Below are 13,212 nucleotides of genomic sequence, written 5' to 3' on the forward strand. Positions count from 1 at the left end.
GCCGACGCTCCGCGTCGACTCCCTCCTCCGCCTTGCAATCCACGGCACCAGCCGACCCGGGCTCTCCGACCCTGATCCACCGGACACCCCCTAGTGCTGTGGCCGGTACATGGACACGCCCTAGCCCTGGGCGGCGCGTTCGTACAGGGTGCGGATCGGGTCGCCGAAGTGGACGCTGTACGAGGTCTCGTCGTCGCCTCCCCCGTCGCGGCCGCCGATCACCCCGATCAGGATGTGGCCGTCGGTCAGCACCGGGCCGCCGCTGGTGCCGTTGGGTACGTCCGCGCAGTCCAGGCGCAGCTGCGTCGGTCCGGCCGCGCGGGCGGTGGTCCGGCACTCCAGCGGCAGCTCGTCGGAGTTGGGGTAGCCCACGAGGCGGGCGGGCGCCGGGAGTTCGGTCCGGAAGCGGATCGTCAGGGAGCCGGTGACGTCCTCCAGCCGCTGACCGGGATGGCCGGGCCGGCGCAACCGGAGGAAGGCCACGTCGTGGTCGGGGTCCTGGTTTTCGGCCCAGCGGGGGTCCACGTCGATGCGGGTGGGCACCCAGACCCCGTACGGTGCGACTCCGTCGCGGTAGCCGGGGGCGAAGGCGAGGTTGGTGCGGAAGCCGCCCTGGTACACGCAGTGGGCGGCGGTGACGATGAGATCGCCGGCGGGGGAGTGGACCACGCCGGCCGAGCAGTGGTGGTCGCCGTCGCCGTCGGTGCCGGGGGAGAACAGGGCGCCGATCGAGGGCTCGGCGGTCGCGGTCCGGGCCTCCAGCGGTTCGGAGGGCTGCCATCCGGCGGTCCGCCAGTCCACCGGGGCGTCGCCGCCGAAGGCCTGGTCGTCGGTGGGCGGTTCCGGGTCCTCCCGGACCAGCCCGTCGAGCACGGCCGACGCCGTCCGGTCGGCGCGCTCCGGGTCCTGCTGGTAGGTGCCCTGCGCGGGATCCCCGTCGGCGAGGTGGGCGGTGATGCCGTGCAGCTCCCAGGCGAAGCGGATGCCCGCGAAGAGCAGCGCGCCGAGGACGCCGACGAGCAGGGTGACCCGTACGGTCCTCCCGCGAACCTTGCTGAACATGTGGTACTCCCACCCCGCTGACGCATCCGACTCCTCGTTCGATGGGCGAGCGGCGGCATGGGTTGCGCTGGGGGAACGTGTCTGTTCTCACAGCCGTCCGCCTGTCATCCGCCGGCCTTCCCCGCGTCACTCAACCCCCTTACTCTCCAGGCGACTTGAGCTGCGCTGGATCGACGGGAGCCGGACGAATGACACTGCGGAACCGGATGCGGAACCGGATGGCGGGCGCGGTGGCCGCGGGGCTGACCGCCCTCGCCCTCGCCCTCGCGCTGGGCACGGCACCGGCGGGCGCCGCCACGGGGGCTCCGGCCGGTCTCCCGTTCGCCGGATCGACCGGAGTCGGCGTGCACAACGCCTACGAGAAGGCCAAGTACCCGTACTTCGCGGACGCGCTCGACTCCGGCGCGGCCATGCTCGAACTCGACGTGTGGACCAATTTCTTCGGCAGCTCGTGGCGGGTCTCCCACAACAACCCCTTCGGCAACGACAACAACTGCGAGAACGCCGCCGGCGCCGCCCAACTGCGCACCAAGTCCCGCAACCAGAACCTCGCGGGCTGCCTCTCCGACATCCGCAGCTGGCACGACGCCCACCCCGGCCACCGGCCCGTCGTCCTCAAGCTGGAACTCAAGGACGGCTTCGCCGCCAACCTCGGGCGCGGGCCCGCCGAACTCGACGCGCTGCTGACCGCGAAGCTCGGTGACGCCGTCTACCGGCCCGGCCAGCTGGCCGCCGGCCACCCCGACCTCGACACCGCCGCGCGGGCCGGCGCCTGGCCCAGCCGGGCGGACATGGCCGGGAAGTTCCTCGTGGAGCTGATCCCCGGCACCCTGGAGGAGGGCAATTCCTCCGACACCCTGTGGACCGACCGCGAGTACGCCACCCACCTGCGCTCCCTCGCCGCCCAGGGCAGGCTCGGCCAGGCCGCCGCCTTCCCCGCCGTGCACCGGGCGGAAGCCGGCGACCCGCGCGGGCGGTACGCCGACGCCTCGCTCCGCCCCTGGTTCGTGGTCTTCGACGGGGATGCGAGCGCCTACGCCTCAGGCTCCGTCGACACGGGCTGGTACGACCGCAACCACTACCTGCTGATCGCCACCGACGCCCACAACGTCGCCCCCGCCATCGACTCCACCCGGCCGACCGAGGTCCAGGCCCGCGACCGCCTCGCGCTGCTCGCCGGACGCCACGCCTCCATCGTCTCGGCCGACTGGTACCCGCTCCCCCAGGTCCTCGCCACCGTGGTGCCGCGCGGCTAGTGCCGTCGACAGGCCGTCAGGACGCGCCGTACGACCCCGGTACCCTTATTGCGAAAAGGTCGCAATAAGGGTTGAGGGTGCTGTGGTGGGGTCTCCGGTGGTTCTCGGGATCGAGTCTTCCTGCGACGAGACCGGCGCGGGCATCGTCCGCGACGGAAAACTCCTCGCGCACGTCGTCGCGTCGAGCATGGACGAGCACGCCCGCTTCGGCGGAGTGGTCCCGGAGATCGCGGCCCGCGCCCACCTCCAGGCCTTCAACCCGGTCGTCCGCCAGGCCCTCGACCAGGCCGGGCTGCGCCCCTCCCAGCTCGACGCGGTCGCCGTCACCACCGGCCCCGGCCTCGCCGGCGCCCTCCAGGTCGGCCTGGCCGGAGCCAAGACCCTCGCCTACTCCCTCGGCCTGCCCCTGTACGGGGTCCACCACCTGGCCGGCCACGTCGCCGCCGACACCCTGGAGCACGGGCCGCTGCCCGAACCCTGCATGGTGCTGATCGTCTCCGGCGGCCACACCTCGCTGCTGCTCGTACGGGACCTCGTACGCGAGCCGATCCTGCACCTCGGGGACACCCTGGACGACGCGGCGGGGGAGTGCTTCGACAAGGTCGCCCGGGTGCTCGGCCTGCCGTACCCCGGAGGGCCCGCCATCGACCGGGCCGCCCGGGACGGCGACCCGAAGGCCGTCTCCTTCCCCCGCCCGCTGGCCGGCGGGCGGGGCGCCGACGACCCGCACGCCTACTCCTTCTCCTTCTCGGGGCTGAAGACGGCCGCCGCCCGCTGGGCCGAGGGGTACCGGCTGCGCGGGCAGGAGCCGCCGGTCGCCGACGGCGCGGCCGCGCTCCAGGAGGCGGTGGCCGACGTACTGACCCGCAAGGCGGTCGCGGCGTGCACCGCCCACGGCGTGCGGACGCTGGTGGTGGTCGGCGGCGTGGCGGCCAACTCCAGGGTGCGGACCCTGGCCGAGCGGCGGTGCGCCTCGGCCGGGATCGCACTGCGGGTGCCGCCGATGACCCTGTGCACCGACAACGGCGCCATGATCGCGGCCATCGGCGACCTGCTGGTCCACGCGGGCGCCGAGCCGGCGCCCCTGGACGTGACGATCGACCCGTCCGCACCGCTGGAGTACGCAGCGCTCACCCCCAGGGCGGCCGGCGTCGCACTGTCGGGCTGACGCGCAGATCAGGCTGCCGCGCCCATCGGGGTGTCGAGCGGATCAGGGTGCCGCGCCGGTCAGGGTGACGGGCTGACCTGGACCGTGGCCAGCGCGCCGCCCGAGGCCTCCTTCACCACCTGGATCCGGGTCCCGGTGTCCGGGACCTTCACCCCGAGCTGGGGCAGCTCCGCGTTCCAGTAGGAGTGCTTCCGGTCGTCGAAGACCGCAACGCCCGGCCGCGCCGGGACCACCACCGGGGCCCCCGCCTTGTGCAGGACGATCCGCTCGCTCGCCCTCAGGGAGAAGGGCGCGTCGAAGGTCTGGACGCGGGCGCCGAGCAGCGTCCCGTCCGCGTGTCGCAGCGGATCCGGACGGGCGTCGACGGGCAGCAGCAGGCCGCCGCCCGGGTGCGCCTTGGTGGTGTTGTCGCTGTACGCGGTGTCCCACAGCCAGATCAGCACGCCCTGCTGGTAGGGGAAGAACTCCACCTTGTCGCCCGTGAAACCGAAGTGGTACGGCCCCGTCCGCAGCAGGCTGCCGTAACCGGTGTGGCGCCGGTTCTCGACGAAGTAGGCCCGCGGGTGCTCCGCGGTGCCCGTACGGCCCTCCGTACGGGACCACTTGACGGCCGTCCAGCCGTTGGCGCCCTGTTCGGCCCCGTCGCGTAGCAACTGGCTGCCGTCGCCTGCCGTGATCCGCAGGTCGTCGAAGGCGGCGCCGCGGCCGTGGGTGTTGCTGTCCGAGGTGACGCGCAGCCGCAGCTGGACGCTCCGGCCCGCGAACCGGTCCAGCCCGACGGCCAGTTCGCTCCACCCGGCCGAGGCACCGGAGATCCCCTTGGCCGGGACGGGCGCGCCGTCCACGGTGCCGGGCAGCGCCTCCCAGGCGGTCCCGCCGTCGGTGGAGGCCTCCACCGTCAGGAAGTCGAAGTCCTGCTCGGTGTCGTACCAGACGCGGGCGTCCAGCCGGGCGCTCCCGGGCGGCAGCTCCACCGTCCGGGTCAGGGTGTTGTCCATGAAGTCGCCGGTGCCGCTCCACCACTGGCTGGCGCCCTCGTACGGGTCGGTCAGCTCGGTGCGCGTCACCGAGGGCGGCAGGTGCACCAGCAGGGCTTGCGGATCCTCGGTGTTGTAGCCGGACACGCCGAGCACCGCGCGCGTCCTGCGCCCCGCGTCGGCCTCCGTGTACTCCAGCCAGCCCAGCTGGAGCTTGCTCCAGGGGTCGAGGTCCCCGGGGAACTCGCCCGTGCTGTTCGCCCCCTTGCCGAGGTAGGAGGCCGAGGACATCAGGGACCAGAAGTTGACGCTGTTGTCCCCGTCCGAGCTGTACAGGTCCGGCAGTCCCAGGTCGTGGCCGAACTCGTGGGCGAACAGTCCCGCGCCGCTGTTCTCGCCGCCGGTCAGGTAGTCACCGGCCCAGATGCCGCTGTCGCCGACCGGGGTGCCGCCCGCCTTGTTCCCCTCGGGGCCCGCGCTGCCGGCCTGGTTCCAGTAGGCGAACCAGCGGTGGGCCCAGACGGCGTCCTTGCCCTGCGCGCCGCCGCCCCAGGTCTGGTCCTTGCCCGCGTGGACGACGACGAGGTGGTCGAGGTAGCCGTCCGGCTCGTCGAAGTTCCCGTCGTGGTCGGCGTCGTAGCGGTCCCACACGTCGTACTCGGCGAGCTGCGCCTTGATCTGCTCCGGGGTACGGCCCTTCGCGCGCTCGGCCCGGTACCAGGCGTCGGTGGCGTCCCGGATCATGTCCCAGTTGGTGCGGCACTGGCCGGGCTCGGAGCAGTTGTCGGTGCCGTAACGCGCCTCGTTCCAGGGCAGCTTGACCCAGTCGGAGACGGTGCCGTCCATGTCGTAGCGGCCCGAGGACTGGAGCCGGTAGTAGGCGCGCAGGGAGGCCGATTCGGGTGCGGTGGAGAAGAACTGCCGCTCGTAGTAGGCCCGGTCGAAGTCCTTGCGCCACAGGGTGTGGTTGTCGTCGCGGGCGGGCTTGCCGATCGTGTTGTGGCGGGGGCCGGGGGCGCCGCCGAAGCGCGGCTTGCCCTCGAACTCGGTGGTGGTGTCCACCTGGTCGCCGAACTCGGCGAGGATCACGAAGACCTTGTCCTTGCGCTCCTGGGCGAGTTCGACGTACCGCTTGCCGACCTTGGCCTGCCGGGGGAGGGTGCCGTCCGCCTCGGCCCGCAGGCCTTCCCGGCCGCCCGCCGCGACGCTTTCGAGCGCCTGTCGGCGCAGGGCCTGGCGCTGGAGCTCCAGAGGGGCGGGCGGCGGGGCGGCGGCGTGCTCGGCGTACTGACCGGCCGCGGGGGAGGACGGCGGCGGGGCAGGGGGCGGGGCGGTGGAGGCGAACGCGGGGGCGGTGAGGAGGGCGAGGGATATCGCCGCTCCCACCGCAGCGAGTCTGCGCAACGTGGGCGACCTTCCGGTGAGTTGGGTCGAAGCGCAGGTAATATTTCACATGTGACAGGTGATGGATAGAGGTCGCGTCTCCTGGAGCGCGACCGCCCCGCAATGACCGTCCGGAACCCGTACGTCCGTCAGGGTCCACCCCGGCAGCCGGGCCGGCGCCGGGCCCGAACCCACGTAATCCGCCGCCGGATCCTCCGAGAGCCCGACCCCGAGCCCCTTCAGGTACGCCTCCTTGCGCGTCCACACCCGGGTGAAGGCGACGGGCCGCTCACCGGCCGGCAGCAGCGCCAGCTCGGCCGCCTCACGCGGATGCAGCACATCGGCCGTCTCCGCGATGGTCTGCGGCAGCACGATCTCCTCCACGTCCACCCCGACCGGGGCCGTCGCGAACGCCAGCAGGCTGATCCCGGTGCAGTGCGACAGGGAGAAGTGCAGCGCGCCGCCCGGCAGGACGGGCCGCCCGTGCGGCTCCTCGCAGTGCGCGCAAGGAGCCCGCTCCACGATCACCTCGCGCGGTGACGTACCCAGGTACGCGCCCAGCAGCCGGCGCAGCGCCACGTGCGCGCAGACGTACGCGTCACGGTCGGCCGCCCGGACGAACTCGGCGGCCCGGGCCAGCTCTTGGGCGTCCAGGGTGCCCGGGGCGTGCCGCGCCGCGTGCGCCCGGTAGTCGGTGGTGTCCACGAGCCACAGCTGCGGGCTCGCGGCCACCAGTACGGCACCGGCCGGCCCCCGCTCCGACAGCCGTTCCGGGAGAAGGAGCGGTCGGGCGGCCGTGGCTGGTGTGGTGGTGAGCGTCATCGGGGCCTCCTCACACGCTTGCCGGTACGGGCAGCTCCGCCGGCGACGCCTGCTCCTGCGCCTTCGCGGGATGGCGCAGCGCCATGACGGCCGCCAGCGGGGAGACGAAGGCGATGGCGCCGCACAGCAGCCAGGTGGTCTGAATGCCGAGGGCCAGGGACAGCGAACTGAAGACGGCGATGGAGACCGGCGCGGTGCCGATGCCCGCGAGGGCGAGCGTGGACATGGCCGCGCCCATCCGGTCCTCGGGCGCCGACTGCTGGTACAGGGTGACGATGGCCGGCCCGTTGAGCCCGGACAGCAGGCCGACCCCGGCGGCGACGGCGGTGAGGGAGACCACGGAGGGCATCAGGGCCATCACCAGGATGCCGGCGGCCAGGCCCGCCCCGGTCACCACGAGCCGTACGAACATGGGGATCCGGTGGGCCATCGCCGCGCCCACCGCGCTGGAGCCGAGCGCGCCCACGCTGAACGCGGCCAGCACCACGCCCACCGCGCTGACCCCCCAGCCGCGTTCGGAGACCAGCAGCGGCAGCGCGACCTCGGCGGGCCAGCTGAAGGCCATGTCCAGGCACAGGGCGGCCACGAACATCCAGCGCAGCCGGGGGTGCCCGGCCAGCAGGCGGAAGCCGTCACCGGACCGCTTGACCAGCGAGACCCCCGGCTCGGGCTTCGGCCGGACGAAGCCGTGCGTGACGTGGAGCAGGCAGCCGAGCCAGATCGCACCGGTGACCGCCCCGACCAGCATGGCCAGCCACAGCTCCCCGACGGTGATCAGGAAGGCTCCGGCGGGGGCGCCGAGGATGGGCGCGACGCGGAGCACCATCGCGTACAGGGAGTTGGCGCGGGCCAGCTGGTCGCCGCGGGCGAACATCGGGAGCAGGACCCCGGAGGCCGGGCCGGCCAGACCGAGCAGGATCCCCTCGACCAGCGCGATCACCACCAGCGGCCAGAGCTGCTGGGTGGTGGCCGTGACCACGGCCCCGCCGGCGAGCAGGACGACCCGGGCGGCGGTGGTGCGCAACAGGACGAAGCGCGGCCCGAGGGTGTCGGCCACCGCCCCGCCGAAGATCAGCATCAGGGCGCGGGGCACCGTGGCGGCGAGCATCAGGAGGGTCACCGCGCCGGTGCCGCCGAGCTGGACGGCGGTCCAGTTCATGGCGATGAGCAGCGCGAAGCTGCCGAGCTGGACGGCGGCCTGGCCTCCGACGAGGGAACTGACGCGGCCCCACTGGACCTGTTCCGGTGCCGGTGCGAGGGGTTCGGTGGCGGCGGATGGCTGGGGGGTGTCCATGAGGCACCTGGTCTCTGTGAGTCGGGGAGGGGAGGGAAGCGCGGCAAGGGGAGTCAGCGAAGAGGAGGGAGCGAAGGGGAAGGAAGGGAGCGCAGAGGAGGAAGCGAAGGGAGGGCAGGGAGCGCAGGGGAGGGAGCGAAGGGGGGCGGGTCAGGAGGAGGGGGCGGGCGGGGTGCCCGTGCCTCAGCCCCCGTACGCGTCGCCCGGGCGGGGCCGGGCCGCCAGCGCGGCGGCCACCGCCCGCCGGGCGGCGCGTACGAGGTCCCGGCTCCGGGGCGCCGGGCCGTACGCGTCCAGGCGGAGGTGCCCGCCGAGGTGGCCGAGCCCGGCCTGTACGAGGGTCCGGTGCGCGGCGGCCGAGGCGGGGCCGGTACCGCGCGCCGGGGTCACGGTGACGCCCGGGGCCTCGGCGAGCCGGAACCGCGCCCGCACCGGGCGGGAACCGGGGCCCGGGCGGCGGCCGGGGCCACGGTCCCGCCCGCCCTGCCCGGGCGGCGGTCCCGGTCGCGGCGCGGGCCTGAGCCGCAGCCCCGGCCCCGGCCCATGCCCCGGCCCCGGCCCACGCCCCGGCCCATGCCCCGGCCCTTGCCCCGGCCTCGGTCCTTGCCTCGGCCCCGGCCCCGGCCCCGGCCCCGGCCCCGGCCCCGGCCCCGGCCCTGGCCCCGGCCCTGGCCCTGGCCCTGGCCCCGGCCCCGGCCCTGGCCCCGGCCCTGGCCTTTGCCCATGCCCCGGCCTTTGCCCCGGCTCCGGGCCTGGCCCCGGGCCTTGCCCCGGGCCTTGCCCCGGCCTCGGTCCTTGCCTCGGCCCCGGTCCTGGTCCTTGCCCTAGCCCCGGCCCCGGCCCATGCCCCGGCCCATGCCCCGGCCCCGGCCCTGGCCCTGGCCTTTGCCCATGCTCCGGCCTTTGCCCCGGCTCCGGGCCTGGCCCCGGGCCTTGCCCCGGCTTCGGCCCCGGCCTCGGTCCTTGCCTCGGCCCCGGTCCGGGCCGCACCCTCCGGCCCGGCTCCGGGGAACCGGGCAGGCCGGGCCCGTCGGGGCGGGGCTCGCGGGGTGTCACGAGTGCCCGCCGACCGGGAGGGCGGGTGAGCCCGCCGGAGTGTCCGGGGACCACACGTCCTCGGGATCCAGGTCCGCCGTGCGGTACTTGCCCAGCGCGCTGACCAGCAGCCTGGTCTCCAGCGCCAGGGCCTCCACCAGCCGGACCAGCCCGGCCCGCGGATCCTCGTCCACGGCGAGCAGCGCGGCCCGCCCCAGGCCCACCGCCGTGGCGCCGAGGGCCAGGGCCCGTACGGCCCGCCCGCCCTCCCAGATCCGGCCCGCGGCGAGGAGGTCCCCGCCCGGGCGGCCGATCCGGCGCAGGCACTCCCCGAGCGGGAGTCCCACCTGGTCCAGGAAGACCCGCGGGGCCCAGCCGGTGCCGCCCTCCGCGCCGTCCACGGTGACGGCGTCGGCGCCCGCCGCCCAGGCCGTCGCGGCGGCGTGCGCGATGTCCCGCCCGGGGTGGAACTTCACCCAGGTCCGGGCCAGCGGGAAGTTGTTCCGCATGAACCGCAGCTGCTGCCGCACGATCTCCTCGGTGAAGGTGCCGGGCGTCGCGCACCGCAGCCGCCGGCCGGGGTCGCCCAGTAGGTCCCGTACGGTGAACTGCCCGGCGAGCCGCTCGGCTTCGGCCGCGCCCACCACCGTCATCCCGCCGAGTCCGGGCTTGGCGCCCTGTCCCACCTTCAGCTCGAAGCCGAGCCGCCCGGAGTCCCGCAGGGGGCGGGTGCCGGGGTCGCTGTAGAGCAGGTTCCACACCTCCGAGTCGGCGTCCTCGGTGGACTGCTGCACCACGACGCCGCCGACCCCGTCCGCGACGGTCTCCGCGTACGCCGCCACCCGCGCCAGGAGCGCCGAACGGGTGCCGTCGTGGTCGCCGTCGCCGCGCCGGTAGCCGTGCACCGGCACCATGTTCTCGCCGATCACCATCGGGATGCCGAGCCGCGCCGCCTGCCGCCCGGCGGCCACGCCGAGGTCGCCGCTGCCCGCCCGGGTGGATCCGAACGCCGAGAGGTAGAGCGGGAGTTCGGCCGGGAATCCGCCCACCGTGGTGCGCAGGTCCACGTCCTCGTACGAGGGCTCGCGGCCCAGCTCGATCAGCTTCTCCAGGCGGCGCGGCATGAACACGGGCGGGGCGACCCGCAGCCCGTCCAGCCCGTCCGGCCCGTCCGGCCCGTTCAGCCCGTCCAGCCCGTCCAGCCTGCCGAGGCCGGCCGGGCCGTCAGGCCCCTCCCGCCCCGCCCCGGGCGCCCCCGCGCCGTACAGCTCGGTCCCGTAGGTGTCGGCCGCCGGGAACACCTCGGCCGTCCCCGCCCGCGCCCGGGCCCGTACGGCCCGTTCCGGGAATCCCGCCGCCCGCAGCCCGCTCACGGCGCGATCACCCCCGGCAGCTTCGGGTACGCGCTGACCTGCCACAGCGCGTCCAGCCCGGTCAGGAACCGGACGAGGCGCTGCAGGCCCATGCCGAAGCCGGCGCTGGGCTCGATGCCCTCGCGGGCGAGGTCCAGGTACCAGGCGTACTTGGCGGGGTTCTCCCCGCTCTCCCGCATCCGGGTGACGATCGTCGCGTAGTCGGACTCGCGCTCGCTGCCGCTGACCAGTTCCCCGTAGCCGCCGTGCGCGATCAGGTCGAAGTTGCGCAGCACGCCCGGGCGTTCGGGATCCTCGCGGTCGTAGAACCCGCGCGAGCCCTTGGGGTAGTCGTTGATGAAGAACGGCCGGCCGGACTCCAGGGAGAGCGCCTCCTCGCCCGCCCAGTCGATCTCGGCGTCCGGGCTCTGCGGGTGGCCCCGCCCCAGCAGGCGGGCCACCGCCTCCTCGTGGGTGCAGGCGTCGAACTTCCCGGACCGCAGCTCCGCGAAGTCCAGCTCGTCCCGGCCCAGTTCGCGCAGGACCTCCGGCACCGCCGTCCACACGTGTTCCACCACGTGCGTCAGCAGTCCGGCGGCGATCTCCTGGACGTCCTGCCGGGTCCCGCCCGCCAGCTCCACGTCGATCTGGTGGAACTCCACCAGGTGCCGGCCCGTGGCAGCCGTCTCCGGCGGTTCGACGCGGACGTTCGGCGCGATGTAGAAGAGCCGCGGAAAGCCCTTCAGCGAGGCCTGCTTGTAGAGGATGGCGCTCGTCATCAGCTTGTACGGCTGCCCGTAGTAGTCGACGTCCAGCGCCTTCGCGCCGCGCCCACCCGGGTCCGTGACCGGCCCGACCAGCGGCGGCAGCAGTTCCACGAAGCCCTTGCCGCGCAGGAACTCCCGTGCGCCGTACAGGACTTCCTGCTGCACCAGCATCGCGGACCGCAGCTGCGGCGAGCGCAGGTGGGTGCCCAGTGGGGGAGGGGTCTGTATCTCCATGTCGGCTCCTGTCGGTGTCGTCGTGTGGTCAAAGCTCTGTGCAGGGCCGGGGCCGGGGCCGTACCCGCTCACGCGTCGGCCCCCGGGCCGTCGTAGCGCCGGGCCACCCCGTGCACGGCCGCGAGCAGCCCGTCGGAGGTCATCGGCCGCCGCACGCCCGCGGCGAGGTGCGCGGTCACCGGCATCGCGCCGACCTCCGACCAGCGCAGCCGTCCGCCCGGGTCCACGAAGCTGCGGGAGCGGCCGGCGTTGTCCGGGTGCAGGCAGTACGGGACGTCCAGCACCCCCCGCGCGAAGGCGGTGCGCAGGGCCCGCCCGAGGTCGTCCCCGAGGTCCAGTACGGCCTCCACGAAGGCCCGGGCCTCCCGGTACACCTCGCTGTCGGCCGGGTCCGGCGGTTCGGGGAGCCGCTCGGCCAGCGCGGCGGTGGCCGCGGCCGTCTCCAGGGCCCGTACGTTCTCCAGTACGGTCGGGATCCGGTGCGCCTCCGCGGCCGTCTTCACGATCAGCCGCTGCGCCCCGGCGCCCACCGCCAGCCGCGCCGAGGCCTCCAGCAGCCGGGTCGCCCCGCGCGCGGTGTACGGGAAGACCCCCATGTACGTGTAGAGGACGACGTGCCGGTCCACCGCGGCCGGCAGGAACTCCCCGGCCAGCCGCCGCAGCGCCCGTACCGCCTCGGTGTCCTGCGCCGGGTCGGTCTGCTGGGCGTAGCTGAGGGAGACGCTGCGGATGCCGTGCTGCGCGAAGAACATCCCCTCCAGCAGACTGAGCGCGACCAGCAGCCCGGGCGGGCAGAGCTGGCCGAGCATGCAGCCCCCGAAGCTCTCCAGGTGCGGCACCCGGGGCGGCGGGGCCAGCGCTGCCAGCAGCTCGCAGCAGCGGGCCCAGTTGTCGACGGACTCGGCGAGCGGGGTGCGGCCGTAGGGCAGGCAGTACGAGACCGGTCCCCCTTCGGTGGCGTCCAGCCCGGCGGTGGTGAGCGCCCGGACGATCGCCTCCGGCCGGGAGGAGCCGTGCCGGACCTGTACGGGGAAACCGGCGTCCAGGACCCCGTCGAGCAGGCGCCGGGTGCGGGCGGCGGGGTGGGTGGCGATCGGGTAGCCGTTGAGCGGGGTGCCCTCGTCGAGGGCGGCGCGGGCGGCGGCGAGGGCGCCGACCCGCGTGTAGCTGTCGATGGTGAGGGTGCCGACGGTGGTGGCGACGGCGGACTTGGTGCGCTCCAGCCCCGCCCGCATCCGGCGCGGGTCGCTGAAGCCCATGCGGGGCTGGACGACGAGCTGCCCGGCCGCCGCCGCCCGGGCGACGAAACCGCCGAACGAGGGGGCGGTGGGGACGGCGCCGTCCCGCGCCGCGTCGGCGGCCCGCGCGCGGAGCGCGGTGGTGGTCATGCGACGGCCCGCGCGTCGGCCGCGGGGAGCGAACCCAGGTAGGTGCGGAAGGAGTTCACGTCCCCGTCGTCGAAGACGGCGTCGCAGCCGGCGTCGAGGAGGCGGCCGCGCTGCTCCGGGTCGGCCGCGCCCGCGACGCCCAGCTTGCCGCCGATGACGACGGGGCCGGTGAAGCCCGCCCGGCGCAGGGCGCGGACCGCGTTCAGCCCGTCCCGGTAGCCGTGCCCGTTGACACTGCTGATGAGCACGAGACCGGGCTCGTCCGCCGCACAGGCGGCGGTCAGCAGCTCGTCCGTCACACAGGGGCCCAGGTTGTGGACCCGGTGCCCGAGCTCCTCCAGCAGGAGCTGGAGGTAGACGAGATTCCAGGTGTGGGAATCCGATTCCGTGCCGGTGAGCAGGATGTTCACATTCCGTCGTCGCATACGGTGAATATAGAAAACGCCGAAGCCGCCGAGGGGAAGTTCGGGCGGC

The 13,212-nt window shown here is 74.6% G+C and carries 11 protein-coding genes; 2 read left to right on the forward strand and 9 right to left on the reverse strand.

Translation table 11 applies throughout. The features are described from left to right. Positions 1–120 precede the first annotated feature (120 nt). A complete protein-coding gene (locus AB0D94_RS31360) occupies positions 121–1,062 on the reverse strand; it encodes a serine protease (RefSeq protein WP_362058830.1) in 942 nt (313 codons plus the stop codon). A gap of 188 nt (positions 1,063–1,250) precedes the next feature. On the opposite strand from AB0D94_RS31360, the gene AB0D94_RS31365 reads away from it, so the two are divergent. Both AB0D94_RS31365 and tsaD read left to right on the forward strand, forming a co-directional pair. Then, positions 1,251–2,318 carry a phosphatidylinositol-specific phospholipase C domain-containing protein gene (locus tag AB0D94_RS31365; RefSeq protein WP_362058833.1) on the forward strand — a complete coding sequence of 356 codons (1,068 nt, stop codon included), beginning with the start codon at positions 1,251–1,253 and terminating at the stop codon, positions 2,316–2,318. An 85-nt stretch (positions 2,319–2,403) separates the two neighbouring features. Continuing rightward, the gene (gene tsaD / locus AB0D94_RS31370; protein ID WP_362058836.1) at positions 2,404–3,486 is read left to right on the forward strand and encodes a tRNA (adenosine(37)-N6)-threonylcarbamoyltransferase complex transferase subunit TsaD; all 1,083 of its coding nucleotides are present in this window, start codon (positions 2,404–2,406) and stop codon (positions 3,484–3,486) included. A gap of 59 nt (positions 3,487–3,545) precedes the next feature. Here the strand turns inward: tsaD and AB0D94_RS31375 are convergent, their stop codons facing one another. The 8 genes from AB0D94_RS31375 to AB0D94_RS31410 form a co-directional block, all read right to left on the reverse strand. Beyond that, a complete protein-coding gene (locus AB0D94_RS31375) occupies positions 3,546–5,849 on the reverse strand; it encodes an immune inhibitor A domain-containing protein (protein WP_362058840.1) in 2,304 nt (767 codons plus the stop codon). Between the two features lie 63 nt (positions 5,850–5,912). Beyond that, positions 5,913–6,668 (reverse strand): 4'-phosphopantetheinyl transferase superfamily protein, encoded by a 756-nt coding sequence (locus AB0D94_RS31380; RefSeq protein ID WP_362058843.1) that lies wholly within the window; start codon positions 6,666–6,668, stop codon positions 5,913–5,915. A gap of 10 nt (positions 6,669–6,678) precedes the next feature. Beyond that, a complete protein-coding gene (locus AB0D94_RS31385) occupies positions 6,679–7,962 on the reverse strand; it encodes an MFS transporter (RefSeq protein ID WP_362058847.1) in 1,284 nt (427 codons plus the stop codon). Between the two features lie 183 nt (positions 7,963–8,145). Next, on the reverse strand, positions 8,146–8,394 hold the full coding sequence (locus AB0D94_RS31390) for a hypothetical protein (protein WP_362058850.1): 249 nt from the start codon (positions 8,392–8,394) through the stop codon (positions 8,146–8,148). A 620-nt stretch (positions 8,395–9,014) separates the two neighbouring features. Then, complete coding sequence (locus AB0D94_RS31395; protein ID WP_362058853.1) at positions 9,015–10,370, reverse strand: glutamate synthase-related protein; 1,356 nt, start codon at positions 10,368–10,370, stop codon at positions 9,015–9,017. Next, a complete protein-coding gene (locus tag AB0D94_RS31400) occupies positions 10,367–11,350 on the reverse strand; it encodes an asparagine synthetase A (RefSeq protein WP_362058856.1) in 984 nt (327 codons plus the stop codon). Before AB0D94_RS31400 ends, AB0D94_RS31395 begins: the two co-directional genes overlap by 4 nt. A 68-nt stretch (positions 11,351–11,418) precedes the next feature. Next, positions 11,419–12,738 carry a methylaspartate mutase gene (locus tag AB0D94_RS31405; protein ID WP_362058859.1) on the reverse strand — a complete coding sequence of 440 codons (1,320 nt, stop codon included), beginning with the start codon at positions 12,736–12,738 and terminating at the stop codon, positions 11,419–11,421. Next, positions 12,735–13,163: a cobalamin-dependent protein gene (locus tag AB0D94_RS31410; protein WP_362058862.1), complete on the reverse strand. Its 429-nt coding sequence runs from the start codon at positions 13,161–13,163 to the stop codon at positions 12,735–12,737. The genes AB0D94_RS31405 and AB0D94_RS31410 overlap by 4 nt, the downstream gene beginning before the upstream one ends. Positions 13,164–13,212: the final 49 nt, after the last annotated feature.

The sequence above is a fragment of the Streptomyces sp. NPDC048255 genome, from assembly GCF_040652415.1.
Classification (GTDB): domain Bacteria; phylum Actinomycetota; class Actinomycetes; order Streptomycetales; family Streptomycetaceae; genus Streptomyces.